The following is an 18,112-nucleotide window of genomic DNA, read 5'->3' on the forward strand; positions in this document are numbered from 1 at the left end:
AAACTCATACCAGCGGGATTATTTTGTAGCTAAGAAGCTGTCTAAAGATATAAATATACCGGTTTAGCCCCACCCAAACCCTCCCCGGAAGGGAGGGCTTAAAATATCACCAAGCTAAAGCCTCCCCAACCGTGGGAGATTTAGAGGGGGCTAATGCCCTGTAATAATTATTGGCAACCGTTTTGAGGCAGTTTCTAAGGGAATCTTGCCAACCGGTCATTTTGTAACGTTTTCAGTCTTATCAAACTTATATTCGCAATTTATTGGTTAACTAACGAAATATCGCCAAAAAGATATCAAACGTTTATTCTTAAATGTTTGATAATCAGTTTCTTGTAAATGGGGCAAAATTATTGTCTTTCATAGTCGTCATTTAATTAATTAATCGTTCAAATTATTCAACTATGGAAGATCTGGTATATTTTATCACGAGGGCGGTAATTTTCATATGCATATCACTTATCGGTTATGTCATCGCCGTACCCGAAAAGAAAGTGACAGACGAATCGGATACCTGGTAATGATAAATATTCGGTGTAAAGCTTATTTTTGGCGGTTATCATAAATAACCAGCCGGATTTCTTTATTTTGGTGTCAGTTACTTTCGATTGAATATCTGCCTTACTTATGTTGTTAATTTCAAAAAATACCGGTAGTAGCAAGCTTATCATTAAGCAAATGCTGGTTATTTTATTTATTGCTGCCTGTTCATCCGTATTTGCGCAAACCAGGGTTGGTTCTGATAGCATAAAGGTAGCGGTTGAACCTGCTTACGACAGCGTAGGCCACTTTCACCGGGTATTGCTTGGCGAGAGCTACCGTAAGTTATGGGCCGAACCGGTAACACTTAAAATATTTAGGCTGAATAAAGAAAAAGGCGGGTTGAAAATTGAACAGAGAGGCGGCGGAATGCAGACAAAGTCGCTGCGTCTGAAAGATCCAAACGGGCAGGAATGGGTGTTGCGTACTATCCAGAAATATCCTGAAAAGGTATTGCCCCCAAATCTGAGGAAGACCATAGCCAAAGATATCATACAAGACCAGATATCAGCCGAACATCCTTTCTCGGCATTGGTCGTGCCGCCGCTGGCGCAGGCGCTCGGTATACCACATGCGCACCCGCAAATAGTTTACGTGCCCGACGATCCTGCCTTTGGGAAATACCGGAAAGATTTTGCGAACCAGGTTTTTCTTTTCGAGGAGCGGGAGCCGCTTGATGCCGATAAAACGGATAATACCGAAAAGGTAGAAAAAAAGATACAGGAAGACAATGATACCCACGCTAATCAGGCCCTTTTTTTAAGAGCGCGCCTGCTTGATTTTCTGCTGGGCGACTGGGACCGCCACGAAGACCAGTGGCGCTGGGAGAAAAAGACGGACAGCCTGGGCGGAACAGTTTATGAACCCGTTCCGCGCGACAGAGACCAGGTGTTTTATGGCACATCAGGTGTTTTGCCATGGCTGGTATCAAGGCATTTATTGATGTCGAAGTTTCAGAGTTTCCAGGACCATATCCGTTCTATAAACCGGTGGAATTTAAACGGCCGGAATGTTGACCGGTATTTTTTAAATAGCCTGAGTGAGCAGGACTGGGAAATGCAGATAAAATATGTGCAAGGCAAGTTAACCGACCAGCTTATAACTGAAGCCATGAAGAAAATGCCGCCAAACATCTACCGTTTGTGCGGCCGGGAACTCACGCGGAAATTGATAGGCCGGCGCAATATATTAATGCAGCAGGCAATAAAATATTACCGCTTTATATCGCAGATAGTCGAGATCCCGGGATCAGATAAAAAAGAGCAATTTGACCTCAGTTATGCAAACGATGGCAGGATAACGCTGCAGATCAATAAAATTAAAAAAGACGGCGGGCTCGACCAGGTACTTTATAACCGTACGTTCGACCCGGGGATAACGAATGAAATAAGGCTTTATGGCCTCGCAGGGGAAGATAAATTTATTGTGCATGGCAGTGCTCATTCGACTATCACTGTGCGTATGATTGGCGGTGATGATGAGGATATCTTCGCATTTGATAAGGACGTTGACAGCAAAAACAACCGTTACATATACGACCGGAAAGACCAGAAAAATAGCCTGCCGCTCAATTCGCAGGCGCATTTTCGTTTATCTGCCGATACCGGTGTAAATAAGTTTGATAAAAAGGACTTTAAATATAATTTCCTGCAGCCGCTGGTACTGGGTAGCTATAACAGCGATTATGGCGTGCAACTGATGACAGACTTCATCTACCAAAAGCAAGGCTTCAGGAAGGATCCTTATGCCTTTAGGCAGAGTTTATTGGTCAATTACGGTTTTGGCGCCAGTTCGCTGCTGCTGAATTACACCGGCGAGTTTAAACAGGTATTTGGTAAGAGCGACTTGCTGGTTAATATCTTATCCAAAGGACCAAATTACCAGAGCTACTTTTTCGGCCTCGGCAATAACACGCAATATATAAATGAGGGTAGCTATAAGCGGACATACTATCGCAACGTTTATAATTTTTTAAATGCGGACGTGCGGATCCGGCATGTGTATAATGATTGGACGGTAAGCGGAGGGGTGGTTGCCCAGTATTATAATGGTGATAAGGAGAGCAATAATAACCGTTTCCTGAATGATTATGCCGCATCGCATCCTGATGAAAAAGTTTTCGCTACCGGGGCAAACGTTGGGCTGGTTGCCGGTCTTAGTCTCGACAGCCGCAGCAAAGGTATTATCCCGCATGACGGTATCTTGTGGAATACAACGTTAACCGGCTTAAAGAGTCTTAATTCCAACTCACATACGTATGGCCAGGTAGTTACCGATTTTACATTTTTTGTAAACCCCGACCGGGATTCAGTATTTATTGTCAGTAACCGCACCGGCGGTGGTACAACTATAGGCAATGCGTCATTTTATCAGCAACTGCAGTTAGGCGGTATCAACAGCCTGCGCGGATTTTATACCGGAAGGTTTACCGGCAAAAGTATGGTTTATAATAACCTTGAGCTGCGCCTTAAACTTTTTGATTATACGTCCTACATCGTTCCCGGAACGCTCGGTTTGGTTGCATTTAACGATGTTGGCAGGGTATGGTCGCCGGGCGAATCGTCAAATCAGTGGCATGATGGCTATGGCGGTGGATTTTACCTCATCCCGGCACAACTGATATTGGTGCAGGCTGTTGTAGGCTTTTCAAATGAAGGCGCTTACCCATATATCTCGGCCGGGTTTAAGTTTTAGAAAACAGACGGATACTACGTATGCTGACAATAAAACTATTTCTATAGTTTTATTTTAATAATGCTTACCTTTAAAATTATAAACCCAGCCCTCATGAAAGCTATCCTTTGTTTCATCGTTATTACTTTCAGTTTTTCTGGTTCGTCTGCAGCAATTGCGCAATCGCTGGGTAAGCCTGTAGTTGCCCCTCAAACTGCGCTGAAAAACATGGCTGCATTTATGAACTATTATAATGCTCATTTATATCTTTCAGAGGATTTTACCGCTTACGATACTAAGGGGCATACCATCAGTAAAGGCGAACTTTTAAAGGCGACCGCCACCGGCGACTACCTCCCGCTGCAGCTTGCTGCAAAAAGTAATAAGCTTTCATACATGCTCTATAAGTTGGGCAAAGATACCGATGATGATGTGCGGCGTATGCTTAAGCAAACGGGTCTCACCTTTTATGGCTGCTACCAAATGGAAGGTAAACCGTTCCCGGCTTTTCACTATGTAGATTTAAACGGTAATATCTACACATCAGAAAATACCAAGGGGAAAATTATAGTATTAAAGGCGTGGTTTATTTCGTGTAAGCCCTGTGTGGCGGAAATGCCTGAACTGAATAAGCTTACGGAACAGTACAAAAACCGGAAAGATATAGTGTTCATCAGCATCGCCTGGGATTCAAAAAAAGCATTGGAGGCATTTGAAAAACGTATTGGCTTTAAATATGCCATAGTTCCTGTTAAAGCATCATATATCGAAAAAGATTTACATGGAACAGGCTACCCGATTCATTGGGTTATCAATAAAAAAGGTAATGTAGTAAAAATGACTTATGATGCGGCTGAAATGATTCAGGTACTGCGGAAGGAGGCTGCATGACCTTAATGGTTCATAAAAGTCAAGGACTAATTAGCCGGGATTAGTGCTCCACCCCAACCATGCTCAATTGCTTATACAAACCCTCGTAATCAAAGGTTTTTTCAATCGGCTCATTCTGGTTATGTAATACGCCAATGCGTAATGCCTTCAGGCCCGAAATACCCTGCAGGTCTTCCACGTCAAATTCTTCAATCTTCGACGCAAGGATACCACTGTCCTGCAACAGGTTCACGTATTTCATATACTCCTGCAGTTCTTCAGCTTTGGAGAAGATGATGGTGATCTTATTCTGTTGGGTAATGCGCTCCTTTGTACCTTTTATACAGGCCTTGTCAATTCGCTTCTTGATCACCTCGTAACGGATATTATAAGCGCCGTCGATATCAAAATGCTTTTCATCCATACGGAAACGTATGGAAATAGGCGTGCTGAATACCAGGATCAGCGAGGTAACGCCGAGCTTGTTCGGTAGCGTTTTCTTAAGGCGGTACTCTTCAATTTCCATCTCGCACAATACCAGTAATTGCCAGAAACGCAGGCGCTCCAGGTGAGTTGTATCAAACTCGTGCTGCGGCGTAATGGAGTTGCCGATATACAGGTTATGTTCAACGCCGTCAGTTTTAAAACGCTCGTAATAGTGCGGCAGGTAGGCCTGAATTTCGGTTTGGCGGTTATCCAGAACAGAGGTTAGTTTTTCGTTGATCAATGCCAGCGTGGTTTCATAATTATGCCGGTGGGTATAAAAATCGCCGGTCATTTTATCGGTATGCTTAAAATAGTCGTCAACCAGCGCGCAGGTTTCTTTGCTAAAATATTTATTCTCCCGCAATACAGGGTGAACATTTATTTCAAGATAAGTCTGAATATGCTGCTCTGTATCGGCTTTAACGCCGGTTGCCAGCTCATTAGCAAAATCATGCAGGTCGAGTAATTTCTGTTCCGCATTCTTTATGCTGTTGGTTTGCTGCATGTGCTCCATAAGTTCAATAAGCTTTCCCACCTGGGCGCTTAAATCTTTGGTGACACTGTCATTGCGTGTTACTGATGAGTCCTTTATGTCTATTTGACCATATAAAGGGTAAACATCATGAAATATAATCTCTTTGGGTGTGTAATCTTTACCTGCGTTATGGCTGTAAATATATTTCAGGGCTTCGTCCCTAAACCGCCAGTTAACGCTGGGATGCAGCGAAGTATAATTTTTTTGTATAACCGCCTGTATCCGGTTTTGCAGTTCTGTAACCTTCCGGCTGATGGTATCTGCAATAAATGGCATTACAATTTCCAGCTTCCGGGCGTTTACACTGTTAAGCTCGCGGTCGCGGTACGATACCAGTTCCAGCAGCCCCAAAAGGCTATCGTTTTTTACAACAGGTGCAAGTATGAAGCTCCGGATATCTTTGGCTTCAAAATGCTTTAATAATTTGCTATCCGGATTTAAAGTAACAAATTCAGATACTTTCGATACGATAATTGCGGAGCGCTTCCTGAGCAGGCTGTTATATGAATCTGGTTTCAGTTCCTGCCTGCAATCACATTCTGAGCGGCTATCCAGGATAAAGCTCTTGATTTTTTGACCAAGCGATATATTGGTAAACTTATCGTTTTCAGCGTCAAAAGCTGTAAAGCCTATTTCAAGATCGGGTATTTTAAAAATTGAGCGGAAAATTTCCTCCAGGTTTTCCTGTAACTCTAAAGGATTGGCGTGACCCAGGAGATTGCTCTTCAGACTCGAAACTGCATTCTCAACCGTAGCATCAATCAATGTCATTATTCCAAAGCCCTTCAATATCCAGCTATTGGGCGGAAACTTTTCTTTCCATAACTCCAGGTTATCATAGTTATCTATTAAAAGGTCTATGTCTTCCCGGGTAAGCATTTTTGACTTTGGGGTGGGCAGTATCTCTAAAAAGTCAGCGTTGTATAAAATACGGTAGTGCCTTATAATCCCCTTAGCATCCGGAATGTCGTAAAATAAAGGCTTGCCGAAATCAAGGTGGGTGCCATAAAAAACATTCAGGATAATGCTGCAGCTCATTATATAAAACTGGTGCTCATCAAAATCCCGGATATTAAATTCAAAAGAGGTGCCTGCGGCATTTAATATGTTTTGGAAACGCCGGGTATAGTTGAAAGTAAGGCCAAGGTAGGGAATGCTGACAGCCTTTATTTCATTTAATGTGAGTGCAGCCGGGAATATATCTGCCAGCAGACCGGCTATTACAGCTTCGTTATCCGCTATTTGCGAAATACTCTGAATGCCGTCCCTTAACTCCGGAAAAGGTTTTATTTCTTCAAGCAGTTGCCGGGCCTTTTCGCTGTCAGGTCCCGCATTTTTTATTGCAACGTCTTCCAGCCGCTGTATTATTTTATGAAAACAGAGGTTTATCTGGAATGGATTGTCAGAAAATTGCGGAAACAGCATAAGCGAAAGTTATTGATGCAAATTTACCATATGTTTTGCCTTTTAACTAGTTACGTAAAAGAGATGACGCACGAATGAGTCCAAAATTACATTAAAGATACCTTTTGTTTATAATAATTTAACGAACAGGCAATTAGTTTTATTTTTTAGCATTTACCGGCTTGCTGTACCTGCAGATAATTCGCCTAAACAAATCACTTTGTTAACAGTTATATAACGATTGTCAGTACAGGGTTTTATTAGATTTTAATAAGTATTGATAATATAGCCTGGAGTGTTTTTGCCGATAGATTCCTTATTTTTACCGTTGCAAAGCAAAATGGCAATTATAATCAACCACAAAACAAGCTAATTTGCATTAATCTTTCGGCATAACTATGAATTATCAGCATTTACTGGAGCAGGGACAAGAGTATGTATTAAGTTTCTACAAAAGCCACGATACATCGAGCCTGCTGTACCATAACCGCGAACATACCGAAGACGTTGCCGGGGCGGTTATCAAAATTGCCAATCATTACCAGCTTGCCGACGATGATTTTTTTGTAGTGATGGCCGCGGCCTGGTTTCATGACCTTGGATACATGGTGGATGTAAAGGTGCATGAGGAAAAAGGAGCAGAACTGGCTATGGCATTTTTTGGGGAGAAGCAGCTTGATAAAAAACATCTGGATGCCATTAAAAGCTGTATTATGGCCACCAGGATGCCGCAAATGCCCGCTAACCTTTTAGAGCAGATTATTTGCGACGCCGACCTGTTTCACTTGGGCACCGGCGATTTTAAAGAAAAAGACAAGTTGCTTTTTAAGGAGGTACGGCTGCTGCACAATGCAGATATCAGCAAAGCGCATTGGCTTGAAAAATCAATAGCATTTGTTGAAAACCATACTTACCACACCGATTATTGCCGCTTATTACTAAATGACGGTAAGCAGCAAAATATTAAGTATTTAAAAAAACGGCTGGAAAAAGAGCAAAAGAAGAGTGAGAAAGAAAAAAATAAGGAAGATAAGGCTTTGGCACATCCATCTGGCGATATAAAGTACGGGGCGACGATAATTGAGGAATATCATGCACCCAAGACTGAAGAATCGAAATCAGAAAAAAAGAAAAAGGAGAAGGAAAAGCCTGAGAAGGGCATTGAAACAATGTTCAGGATCAGTTCCAGCAATCATCAGCGCCTGAGCGATATGGCTGATAATAAGGCGCATATAATGATAACGGTTAATTCCATTATTCTTTCGGCAATTATCAGCTTGCTGCTTCGCCGGTTAAGCGAATATGGCTACCTGGTTTGGCCCACCTTTATTTTACTTGCCGTTAGCCTGCTGGCCATGACGTTTTCTATCCTTTCGACACGCCCGTCAATCCCCGCCGGTAATTTTACCCGCGAGGATGTAGATAACAAAAAGGTAAACCTGCTTTTTTTTGGGAATTTTTACAAATCTGCCCTCGATGACTATAATTATGGTATGCAAAAGATGATGGAGGACAGGGACTTTTTATATGGTAGCCTCATCCGCGATGTATACGCGCAGGGCGTGGTGCTTGGCCGCAAATACCGGTTACTGCGTATCGCATACAACATATTCATGTTCGGGCTTATTGGGTCTGTAATTGCCTTTGCAATCGCTTCTGCATTTTTTGGCAGTGTGCCAACAGAAATACCTGCTAAATAATGGAGGAAAGGCGTTTTTTTAACCGCGATTTAAGCTGGCTTACATTTAATGAACGTGTGATGGAGGAAGCGGCCAATAGCGCCGTACCGCTGTTGGAGCGCATTAAATTTCTGAGTATCTTTTCTTCAAACCTTGATGAATTTTATCGTGTGCGGATGCCGGTGTTGCGTGCGCTCCAAAAAATCGGTGAAAAAGACAGTAACGAAATAAATGCTTACGAACGCCGGGGTATTTTAGATACCGCCAAAAGTATGATCATTGCCCAGCAGGAACGCTTTGGGCAAATATTGAGGGAGCAGTTAATCCCGGCGCTGGATACTGAAAACGTCGTGTTGCTTTATCACCGGCCTTTCCCGGATGGGATCACAAAAGCTGCGGAAGGTTATTTCCTGTCCGAAATACTGGCCTTTATGCAGCCGGTTATGCTGGACGGCGAGCATTTCTTTTTCCCCGAAAATAATAAGCTGTACTTTGTTGTCGATTTAATTGAGGCCGACGGTAGCCCGCAGGTTGCGCTCCTTAATATACCATCAGATGAGTTGCCCCGCTTTTTTACGGTAAAGGATAATGACCGGACATACATCGCTTTCCTGGATGATATTATCCGGATTAATCTTGACAAGATATTCCCGGCCGTCGAAATAAAGGGCTGCTACAGCATAAAAATAACACGCGATGCCGAGCTCGACCTGGCTGATGAATACTCCGGCGATTTATCTGATGAAATAGAGAAGCAGCTAAAGAAACGCGACTTCGGCCTGGCGACACGTTTTTTGTACGATGCAGAGATACCTTTGCGGATGCTGCAAGTGCTAACACAGGAACTTTGTCTTCAAAATGCCAGCGCTACGCAAGGAGGCAAATATCATAATTTAAAGGATTTTTTTTCCCTGCCCGTTAACGATGTCAGGCTGCAATACAATGAGTGGAAGCCATCAGTCCGTGATGACTTTTTTGATAAGGGGCGCGATATGATCATTCATACGCCGTATCAGAGCTACAACTCCGTATTGCGCTTTTTTAATGAGGCGGCGATTAACCCCAACGTAGAGGAGATCTATATTACGCTTTACCGCGTGGCCAGCGATTCGCGGATTGTAAATGCATTAATAAGCGCTGCCAGGAATGGTAAATATGTGCAGGTAATGGTTGAACTGAAAGCCCGGTTTGATGAAGCCAATAATTTAAAATGGGCGAAAAAGATGAAGGAGGCGGGGATAAAGATCGTCTACAGTGTTAGGCAGCTAAAGGTACATGCCAAAATAGCTATTGTAAAAACCAGGCAAGGCGACAGGATGGCGTACGCAGGGCTGTTGGCAACAGGTAATTTTAATGAATCGACTGCAAAATTCTATACCGACCATATTTTATTCACCACTAACAGAGGCTTGCTGCGCGAAATGGAGCTGGTTTTCATGTTCCTGGGCAAACGCGAAAAGCCGTCGGAAAAAAGGCGCCTGGAGTTTAAACATTTGCTTGTAGCTCAGTTTAATTTGCAGTCTAAGTTTATTGAACTGATTGACCGGGAGATTGAAAATGCAACAGCAGGCAAGCCCGCCGGTATGATAATAAAAGTAAATAACCTGGAGGAGCGTGTACTGATCAATAAATTGTATGAAGCCTCACAAGCGGGAGTGAAAACCGATTTGATTGTACGAAGTATATGCTGTCTCATTCCCGGCGTAAAGGGCATGAGTGAAAATATAACCATAAGGCGCATTGTTGACCGCTACCTGGAGCACGGGCGGGTCTTTGTCTTCAATAATGGCGGTAATCCGGAAGTATTCCTCGGTTCCTCTGATTGGATGAACCGGAATATTTATCACCGCATCGAGGTTTGTTTTCCGGTGTACGATGAGACGATAAAAAAGGAGATTATAGATATGATCAACATCCAGCTGGCCGATAATGTGCAGGCAGTTATATTGGATGAAAACTTGAGAAACCTTCCGGTAACCCACGCCAGGCCCGCTGTGCAGGCACAATTGGAAATATACAAGTTATTGGCCGCGGCGCTTCCCGAATAAAGTCTGAACAAGCTGTTCTTTATTCGCAAAATGAAGTTTTTGGAGTTAGCTTAAATCACGGTGCTGCTCTTCCTGCCGAAAAATATTTCAATTGTATAATATCATTGGGTACTTGCTTACTATTCCATGCGGAGTGAATGGTTAAGGCTGCGCCAACAGCCGAAGCCTGGGCCATCGAAGCCGCGAAGACCTCGAGATCGCTAAATTCAGCTGCCAGCAGGTTCATAAACACATTGTTTTTGCTGAAGCCACCGTCTACAAATATTCTTTTTACCGGCGTATTTTTTAGAACCAATTGTGTAGAAGCAGCCTGCAGATTCACTAAATCGAGCACTAACTGGTGGTAGGCCTCCGTATCATTTTTAAAGCCCGCCAAATCCCTGGTCGCAAAAACAGATTCTTTTTGAAAATTATCTTCATAACGTGCCTGCGTTTGACTCTTTTTAATTTTTTTAACGACGTCCGGATTGTAGTTGATGTTACGAAACCTTATGGCGTCTACATCAAAATGTTCGGCGATTCGTTTTACCTGCTGCTCATATTCATTTCCCGAAAATAACCGGGATGCTTTAACCGGCTGTCCTTTATATTGCAAAAAGCTCAGGCAGTCTTTCTTTAGTTCATCCAGTGTTAAACTATGATGGTTGAAGGGATTAAGGCTGATGCACCAGGTGCCGGTAGAAATCAGTACAAACGGCTCGTTGAAATTTACCAGGTAGGGGATAAGGGCAGCAGAGCTGTCATGCAGGCCACAGCCTATTTTATAACTTGTACCGGGAAATAGCGGCGGCGACACTTTATTGGCAGGCACAATTGGCGGCAGTTTAAGAGCTACGCCTTCGCGTTGTATCCATTCGTGGTACCGGTTGTGTTCAAAATCCCACATGGCGGTGTGGCAGCCGATGCTGGTCAGATCTGAATAATATACACCGGTAAGCAAAAAGCTTAAGTATTGCGGCAAATGCAATGCGTACTTCACCCGGCTGAATATTTCAGGCTGTTCAATTTTCAAGCGGTACAACTGCAGTCCCGAATTTAAACTCCCCAACACAGGCGATGCGGTTTGCAGGCTAAAGCTCTCTTCCCCGCCGTATTTATTGTAAAACTTTTCGCTAAGCTCAACGGGATAGGGTTTTAAGTAGTTATATAACGGTGCTGCCGGCTTGCCGTCTTCACCCGCATATACAAAGCTGGCCCCGTATGATGAGAAATTGACGGCCTTGATATTGAACTCCTTAAGCCGGAAAACCTCACTCAGTGAATCGAATACCGACAAGCGCAGGCTCTCCAGGTTTTCGCAGGGAAAACCATCTTCATCAACCGTTTCGATAAAACGCGCAGACTTTTCGAAAACTATCTGGTAGTTCTCATCAAATAAAAAAAGCTTCTTGTTGGTTTTACCAACGTCAAATACAACTATTACCGGTCTGGCACTCATAAAACTTACGAAAATTTCATTATCTGTTTGTACAATATCCGTAGAACGATATCGTAGATTAAGATTATTTTTTTCCCTTCGCTGCGCGTAAAGAGGGCGAGCTGCAGTTTCCCTTAACTTAACATTTTTCTACGGCGCATTTCATTATCTACAACCCCGTCGCTACCGTCTTTGATCCCCGCTCCTTAATCAAATTTTCTCTCACCTTCAGCTGCCTGTAAACATTTATTGGATTCAGCGCGCCGCCACTCCGCAGACTTGCCTCTGCAACCAGCGGACGAACATCCGTACGGTATGCCTGCTGCAATATTTCCTGTGCCAGGGTAACATCATTTTCCTGTTGCGCCGCTTTTAAGGCTTTGCGGTCTACAATTAAAGCCTGCGCATAAGCCAGCTTTATGGCCTGGACGGATTGCAGCAGATCTTCAATCGGATCTTTTACATTATGCGAGGCATCGATCATCCAGCCAATATCGGTAGCATGTGTCATACCGCGTGCATCCATCCCTTCAACCAGCTCATTAAATATAAGGAACAACTGGTATGGGTTTATACTGCCGACCGTCAGGTCGTCATCGCCATATTTTGAATCATTAAAATGGAAACCGGCCAGCTTGCCTTCCATCAGCAATAACGAAACGATTTGCTCAATATTGGTATTGGGCAGATGGTGGCCAAGGTCCACAAGTGTTGAAGCTTTGCTGCCGAGCTTATTGGCTAGCAGCAGCGACTGTCCCCAGTCGCCGATAGTAGTAGAGTAAAAATTCGGCTCGAAGGGTTTATATTCTATCCACATTTTCCAATCATCAGGCAACGCGGCGTAAATTTCCTGCAGGCTTTCGAGTGTGTTTTGAAACGCCTGCCTGAAGTTAAGCTGGCCGGGGAAATTAGAACCATCCGATAACCAAACTGATAAAGCCTTTGAATTCAGCTGAACACCATATTTAATCACTTCAATATTATGTTCGATGGCCTGCTTGCGTACAGCCTTATCCACATGATGCAGCGAACCGAATTTATAGCTAAGTTTTTGATTGGGCTGGTCCTGAAAGGTATTAGAGTTTACGGCATCAAAGTGCAGTCCCTTTTGCGCCGCCAATGCTTTTATTGACGCCGCATTTTCCGGAATATCCCAGGGGATATGGAGCGAAATAGAATTGCCCGATCTATTCAGCGCCTGTATAACCCCCACATCTTCAATTTTTTCCTCTAAGCTACGCGGTTCGCCCCCGCCGGAAAACCTGCCAAACCGTGTACCGCCTGTTCCAAGCGCCCAACTTGGGATAGCCACGTTAAAAGCTTGCAGATTGTTCATCACCTTATCAAATGCTGGTATATCAGGTGCTAAAAAATGAAGTTTACGTTGGTGAGCGGCGAGTTCAGGTTGATTGAGCTCGTCAATTCTATGTTGTTCAACGTTCATAATAAAAGTCTCTTGGTTTACGAGCCTAATATAGGGATTTGCGGAATTTGAACTATCCCTTACTGTTTCTGTAGTTGGTGGGGAATTGAAATGAGGCTATCGGGGAATTTAGTTGGGGATAAATAACCGCGGCGATATTTGCAGAGTACAGCGAACGCCCGTAACAAATGATGTTGATAACAATTGAGTTATAAACAATTTTACAGTTATCAGTAACGAATTATTTATTTAAAAGAAAATAATTTTCTCGTAAATTATATTATTAGCTAATTGAGAAGTATTTCCACTAGTTGTAGTGCTGCCATCTGTTAGGTCAGTATTAAATCAGGATAAACATGGTATGATTATGGCATCTTGCTTTTCAATTACAGACCGGTTGTAAAGTTGTTCGTCTTTTTGATTTGATAAATAAAATGAGCGGGGCGGGATTGGTTTTATGGTAACACTTTATTACGATTACTTATGAGTACAAGATTCAGGGCTTTGTATTTGCTGATTGCATTTTTAGGTTTAGGCCTGCTGGGCTACCTGGCGGTAACCACTTACCCCTACATTAATTTCGGGCATATCTTGCTGGCAACGAGCGGCGATATGGTGTTTTTTTACCTTGCGTACAAAACATACCCGGCATAATTTCTACACTTTCCGGCCTACTAATCTTACTGCCGGAGTGTACAAATTGCGATAAAGATATTATCAGCATATTTCATTAATCAACTTTAATCTCTCACAATGGCATAGCTTAACCGGTATGCCATTTATGTTTTTAGGCAGGCGCCTGAGGGGCTTATAATGCCGCCATTGCTTTGACGCTTTTGCAAGGCCGCTGCCTGGGTCAAAATCACTTTTTTAATAATTTTTAGTCCCCAATTACTTAGCTCAGGCCAGCTATAATGCTACTTTTAACAAATTTTAACATTTAACCTTAACATTTTTGTCGCAAAAAATTCCGTATCTGTTTAAGTTTGCCTACCAAAATTAAAAATCATTTAATGGAAGATATAAATAGTAACAATGGGCATTCTTCTGTGGATGCAGTAACAGGCAGTTCGTTATACTCGGTTGACATGAGGGCACTGAACGAGATGATCCAAAAGGAAAGCGCTTTTATCGATATCCTGAAAATGGAGTTGGATAAGGTGATTGTGGGGCAGAAATATATGGTTGACCGTTTGTTAATAGGTTTGCTGGCAGATGGTCATATACTATTGGAAGGCGTGCCGGGGTTAGCTAAAACACTCGCCATTAATACTTTGTCGAAAGCGATACAGGCAGATTTTAGCCGTATCCAATTTACGCCCGACCTGTTGCCTGCGGATTTATTAGGCACCATGATCTACAACCAGAAGAAGGAAGAGTTTATTGTACGTAAAGGCCCTCTGTTCTCTAACTTTATATTGGCGGATGAGATTAACCGCGCCCCGGCAAAGGTCCAGAGCGCATTGCTCGAAGCCATGCAGGAGCGCCAGGTTACCATTGGCGACAATACTTTCCAGCTTCCCAGCCCTTTCCTGGTTTTGGCGACACAAAATCCGATAGAGCAGGAGGGAACCTATCCGCTGCCCGAAGCGCAGGTAGACCGTTTTATGCTGAAGGTGGTTATCGGTTATCCAAATAAGGAAGAAGAAAAACGCATCATTCGCTCTAACATCGCCCCGCAGGGAATGACCAAACCGAACCCGGTTATCAAGCCTGAAGACATCATCCGGGCACGCAAAGCGGTGAAGGACGTATATATGGACGAAAAGATCGAGCAATATATCGTCGACATTGTTTTCGCAACACGTTATCCTGAGCAATATAAACTGGCTAATTATAAAAACCTCATCGGTTTCGGCGCATCGCCAAGGGCCAGTATCAACCTGGCGCTGGCTGCAAAGGCTTATGCGTTTATAAAACGCAGAGGCTACGTGATTCCCGAAGACGTCCGGGCGATCAGCCACGATGTGTTGCGCCACAGGATAGGTCTCACCTACGAAGCCGAAGCCGAAAACATGACCTCAGAAAATATTATTACAGGTATTTTAAATGCGGTAGAAGTACCGTAGGGAATAAGTTGGCAGTTGTCAGCAGACAATCTGCAGCCGTAGCATAAATTTTTGACTGTTACAATTTAAAGAATTAATTTTCAAAGTCTCTCCTTTAGGGGAGATATAGAGGGACATATGGCTAAAGACACCAAAGAGCTGTTAAAGAAAGTCCGGAAGATTGAGATAAAGACCCGGGGGCTGAGCAATCACCTATTTTCGGGCGAATATCACTCTGCTTTCAAGGGGCGCGGTATGGCCTTTAGCGAGGTGCGCGAATATCAGCTGGGTGACGAGATCCGCACTATTGACTGGAATGTTACCGCGCGCTTCAATCACCCTTACGTAAAGGTGTTTGACGAGGAGCGCGAGTTGACCGTTATGCTGCTGATGGATGTGAGCGGCTCGGGAAATTTCGGCACACAGTCGCAATTGAAGCAGGAACTGGCTACAGAGCTTTGTGCGGTGCTGGCGTTTTCGGCGATACAGAATAATGATAAAGTAGGGGTGATATTTTTTAGCGATAAGATCGAAAAATTCATTCCGCCCAAAAAAGGCAGGAGCCATATCCTGATGATTATCCGCGAACTGATTGATTTTACGCCGGATAATAAAGGCACAGATGTCGCCGGCGCACTGAAATATTTTACAAGCGTTATCAAAAAGAAATGCACTGCATTCATCATTTCTGATTTTATGAGCCCGGCTTTTGAAAATGAACTTAAAATCGCAAACAAGAAGCATGATATCATCGCGCTGCGCCTTTACGATAAGCACGAGGAGGAGTTCCCCGACCTTGGCCTTATCCCTGTAAAGGACGAAGAGACTGGTATGGTTACCTGGGTAAATACCAGCGATAAAAGCATTCGCAATGCCTTTAAAGCGAACGCTATAAACCGTAATGCAGCATTGAAAGATGTGTTTAGCCGCACGGGGGTGGATACCGGGGATATCGGCACACATCAGTCCTATGTTAAACCTTTAATGACATTATTTAAAAAACGGGGAAAGAAGAGATAATGAAGAGTAATCGTTTTTATAATTTCCTGGTTTTTATACTTCTGCTAAGCGGATCCACTATCAATGCATCCGCCCAAAATATAACCGCCGATGCCAAACTGGACAGCCTGACCATCCGCATAGGCGACCAAACCAAGCTGCGCCTGATTGTTCATCAGCCCGCTAAGGAAAAAGTTAACTTCCCGAACCTGGCCGATACCATCAGCGGCAAGGTGCCGATTGTGAGCAGCCGGATGGATACCATTGTTGAAAAGGACAATAAAGGCCGGATCACAGTAATAAAAAGTTATACAATTACTTCGTTCGACCAGGGAACTTATACTATACCATCTTATAATATTGGCTCATCAGCGGGCGTGCTTACTACGCCTCAATTAACGCTGATGGTACAAACCGTAAAAGTAGATACCACCAAGGCAATTTACGACATCAAACAACCCATAGCGGTTAGTTATACTTTTTTTGACTGGTTAAAGGATCACAAATGGTGGATATTGCTTGGGCTGGTTGTTATCGGAGGTGGCATTTACCTGTACCTTTATTTAAAGAAACGGCCCAAAGCGACAGATGAGGTTAAAGTAATTGAACCAGCCGTGCCGGCACATGTTATAGCCCTCACCAAACTACAGCAATTGCGCGAACGCAAGCTTTGGCAGCAAGAAGCCGTAAAGGAATACTACAGTGAGCTAACTGACATTTTGCGCGAGTATCTGGAAAGACGCTACGACATAAAAACCCATGAGCGGACTACTGAGGAAATTATCGCGTCGTTAAAACACATGGCTATCTCCAACGAGTACCGGATTAAGCTGAATGAGGTTTTAACATTGGCAGATCTGGTGAAGTTTGCCAAAGCTAAACCACTGCCGGTCGATAATGAGCTGAGCATGGAAAACGCCATTGCCTTTGTGCATAAAACGCAGGAGACGGCGCAATTGCAGCCGCAGGCGGCGGAAGGAGGTGCGGAGCATGTTTAAAGGAATTGAATTTGCGCACCCGGGTTTTTTCTGGCTGTTTGTACTCATCCCGGTGATTGCCGGCTGGTACATCTGGCGCGAAAGAAAGCTGTATGGTTATTTGTCGCTATCGGCGGTAAAAGGGTTTGCCGTACCGAAAAAAAGTTTGTTGCCGGTGTTTCGCCATTCGGGTATTGTATTACGCTGCCTGGCGTTGTCTGCATTAATAGTCGCCATTGCCCGCCCGCAATCGTCGTTAAGCTGGCAGAATAGCACGACCGAAGGTATCGATATTGTAATTGCCTCGGATATATCGGGCAGTATGCTGGCCGAGGATTTTACGCCCAACCGTATGGAGGCGGGTAAGAATATCGCTATAGACTTTATAAAGAACCGTCCCAATGACCGTATTGGCCTGGTGATTTTCAGCGGCGAAAGCTTTACACAGTGCCCGCTTACCATTGACCATGATGTTTTGATCAATCTGTTTAAAGACATTAAAAATGGCATGATCGACGATGGTACCGCTATAGGCATGGGTTTGGCTACTGCCGTTAACCGTTTGAAGGAGAGCGATGCCAAGAGTAAAGTAATTATATTACTTACCGACGGCTCAAACAACACCGGCTCCATACCGCCGATAACCGCTGCCGAGATAGCCAAACAGTTTGGCATCAGGGTTTACACCGTGGGTTTGGGAACACGCGGAATGGCGCCATATCCGGTTCAAACACCGATGGGCATACAATATCAGCGGGTCCCGGTAGATGTTGATGAAGGTACGCTGACTAAAATTGCTGAAACCACCGGCGGGAAGTACTTTCGGGCTACCAACAACCAAACGCTGAAAAATATTTACGAGCAGATAGACAAACTGGAAAAAGCTAAAATTGATGTAACCCAGTATCATAAAAAAACGGAATTGTTTTTCCCGTTTGCATTGATTGCCCTGGGATTTTTATTACTGGAATTTGTATTGAAAAATACAGTGTTTAAGGGGGCTTTAACATAAT

General features: G+C 43.7%; 12 protein-coding genes. 9 read left to right on the plus strand and 3 right to left on the minus strand.

Annotation, left to right across the window (positions count from 1 at the left end):
* Window positions 1-678: 678 nt before the first annotated feature.
* Window positions 679-3,234 carry a BamA/TamA family outer membrane protein gene (locus Q3W13_RS02500; protein WP_302861084.1) on the plus strand — a complete coding sequence of 852 codons (2,556 nt, stop codon included), beginning with the start codon at window positions 679-681 and terminating at the stop codon, window positions 3,232-3,234.
* 93 nt (window positions 3,235-3,327) lie between these two features.
* Complete coding sequence (locus Q3W13_RS02505; protein ID WP_302861086.1) at window positions 3,328-4,104, plus strand: TlpA disulfide reductase family protein; 777 nt, start codon at window positions 3,328-3,330, stop codon at window positions 4,102-4,104.
* 40 nt (window positions 4,105-4,144) lie between these two features.
* Here the strand turns inward: Q3W13_RS02505 and Q3W13_RS02510 are convergent, their stop codons facing one another.
* The gene (locus Q3W13_RS02510) at window positions 4,145-6,529 is read right to left on the minus strand and encodes a GAF domain-containing protein (RefSeq protein WP_302861088.1); all 2,385 of its coding nucleotides are present in this window, start codon (window positions 6,527-6,529) and stop codon (window positions 4,145-4,147) included.
* A 377-nt stretch (window positions 6,530-6,906) separates the two neighbouring features.
* Between Q3W13_RS02510 and Q3W13_RS02515 the strand changes: the two genes are divergently transcribed.
* Both Q3W13_RS02515 and ppk1 read left to right on the plus strand, forming a co-directional pair.
* The gene (locus tag Q3W13_RS02515) at window positions 6,907-8,208 is read left to right on the plus strand and encodes a Pycsar system effector family protein (protein ID WP_302861090.1); all 1,302 of its coding nucleotides are present in this window, start codon (window positions 6,907-6,909) and stop codon (window positions 8,206-8,208) included.
* The gene (ppk1, locus tag Q3W13_RS02520; protein WP_302861092.1) at window positions 8,208-10,235 is read left to right on the plus strand and encodes a polyphosphate kinase 1; all 2,028 of its coding nucleotides are present in this window, start codon (window positions 8,208-8,210) and stop codon (window positions 10,233-10,235) included. Before Q3W13_RS02515 ends, ppk1 begins: the two co-directional genes overlap by 1 nt.
* Before the next feature lie 55 nt (window positions 10,236-10,290).
* Here ppk1 and Q3W13_RS02525 read toward each other — a convergent pair whose 3' ends face one another.
* Window positions 10,291-11,673, minus strand: a complete 1,383-nt coding sequence (locus Q3W13_RS02525) for an FGGY-family carbohydrate kinase (protein WP_302861094.1) — start codon at window positions 11,671-11,673, stop codon at window positions 10,291-10,293.
* A gap of 148 nt (window positions 11,674-11,821) precedes the next feature.
* Window positions 11,822-13,096, minus strand: a complete 1,275-nt coding sequence (locus Q3W13_RS02530) for a TIM barrel protein (protein ID WP_302861095.1) — start codon at window positions 13,094-13,096, stop codon at window positions 11,822-11,824.
* Window positions 13,097-13,558: 462 nt separating this feature from the next.
* Here Q3W13_RS02530 and Q3W13_RS02535 point away from each other — a divergent pair, with 462 nt between their 5' ends.
* The 5 genes from Q3W13_RS02535 to Q3W13_RS02555 all read left to right on the plus strand — a co-directional run bounded on the left by Q3W13_RS02535 (window position 13,559) and on the right by Q3W13_RS02555 (window position 18,111).
* On the plus strand, window positions 13,559-13,729 hold the full coding sequence (locus Q3W13_RS02535; RefSeq protein WP_302861097.1) for a hypothetical protein: 171 nt from the start codon (window positions 13,559-13,561) through the stop codon (window positions 13,727-13,729).
* 491 nt (window positions 13,730-14,220) lie between these two features.
* Complete coding sequence (locus tag Q3W13_RS02540) at window positions 14,221-15,144, plus strand: AAA family ATPase (RefSeq protein WP_368077620.1); 924 nt, start codon at window positions 14,221-14,223, stop codon at window positions 15,142-15,144.
* Window positions 15,145-15,261: 117 nt separating this feature from the next.
* The gene (locus Q3W13_RS02545) at window positions 15,262-16,143 is read left to right on the plus strand and encodes a DUF58 domain-containing protein (protein ID WP_302861100.1); all 882 of its coding nucleotides are present in this window, start codon (window positions 15,262-15,264) and stop codon (window positions 16,141-16,143) included.
* Window positions 16,143-17,120 carry a hypothetical protein gene (locus tag Q3W13_RS02550; RefSeq protein ID WP_302861102.1) on the plus strand — a complete coding sequence of 326 codons (978 nt, stop codon included), beginning with the start codon at window positions 16,143-16,145 and terminating at the stop codon, window positions 17,118-17,120. Before Q3W13_RS02545 ends, Q3W13_RS02550 begins: the two co-directional genes overlap by 1 nt.
* Window positions 17,113-18,111, plus strand: coding sequence for a VWA domain-containing protein (locus Q3W13_RS02555; RefSeq protein WP_302861104.1), 999 nt, complete (start codon window positions 17,113-17,115; stop codon window positions 18,109-18,111). The genes Q3W13_RS02550 and Q3W13_RS02555 overlap by 8 nt, the downstream gene beginning before the upstream one ends.
* Window position 18,112 lies beyond the last annotated feature (1 nt).

Origin of the sequence: Mucilaginibacter sp. L3T2-6 (genome assembly GCF_030519355.1) — a bacterium.
In the GTDB taxonomy this organism is placed as follows: Bacteria; Bacteroidota; Bacteroidia; order Sphingobacteriales; family Sphingobacteriaceae; genus Mucilaginibacter.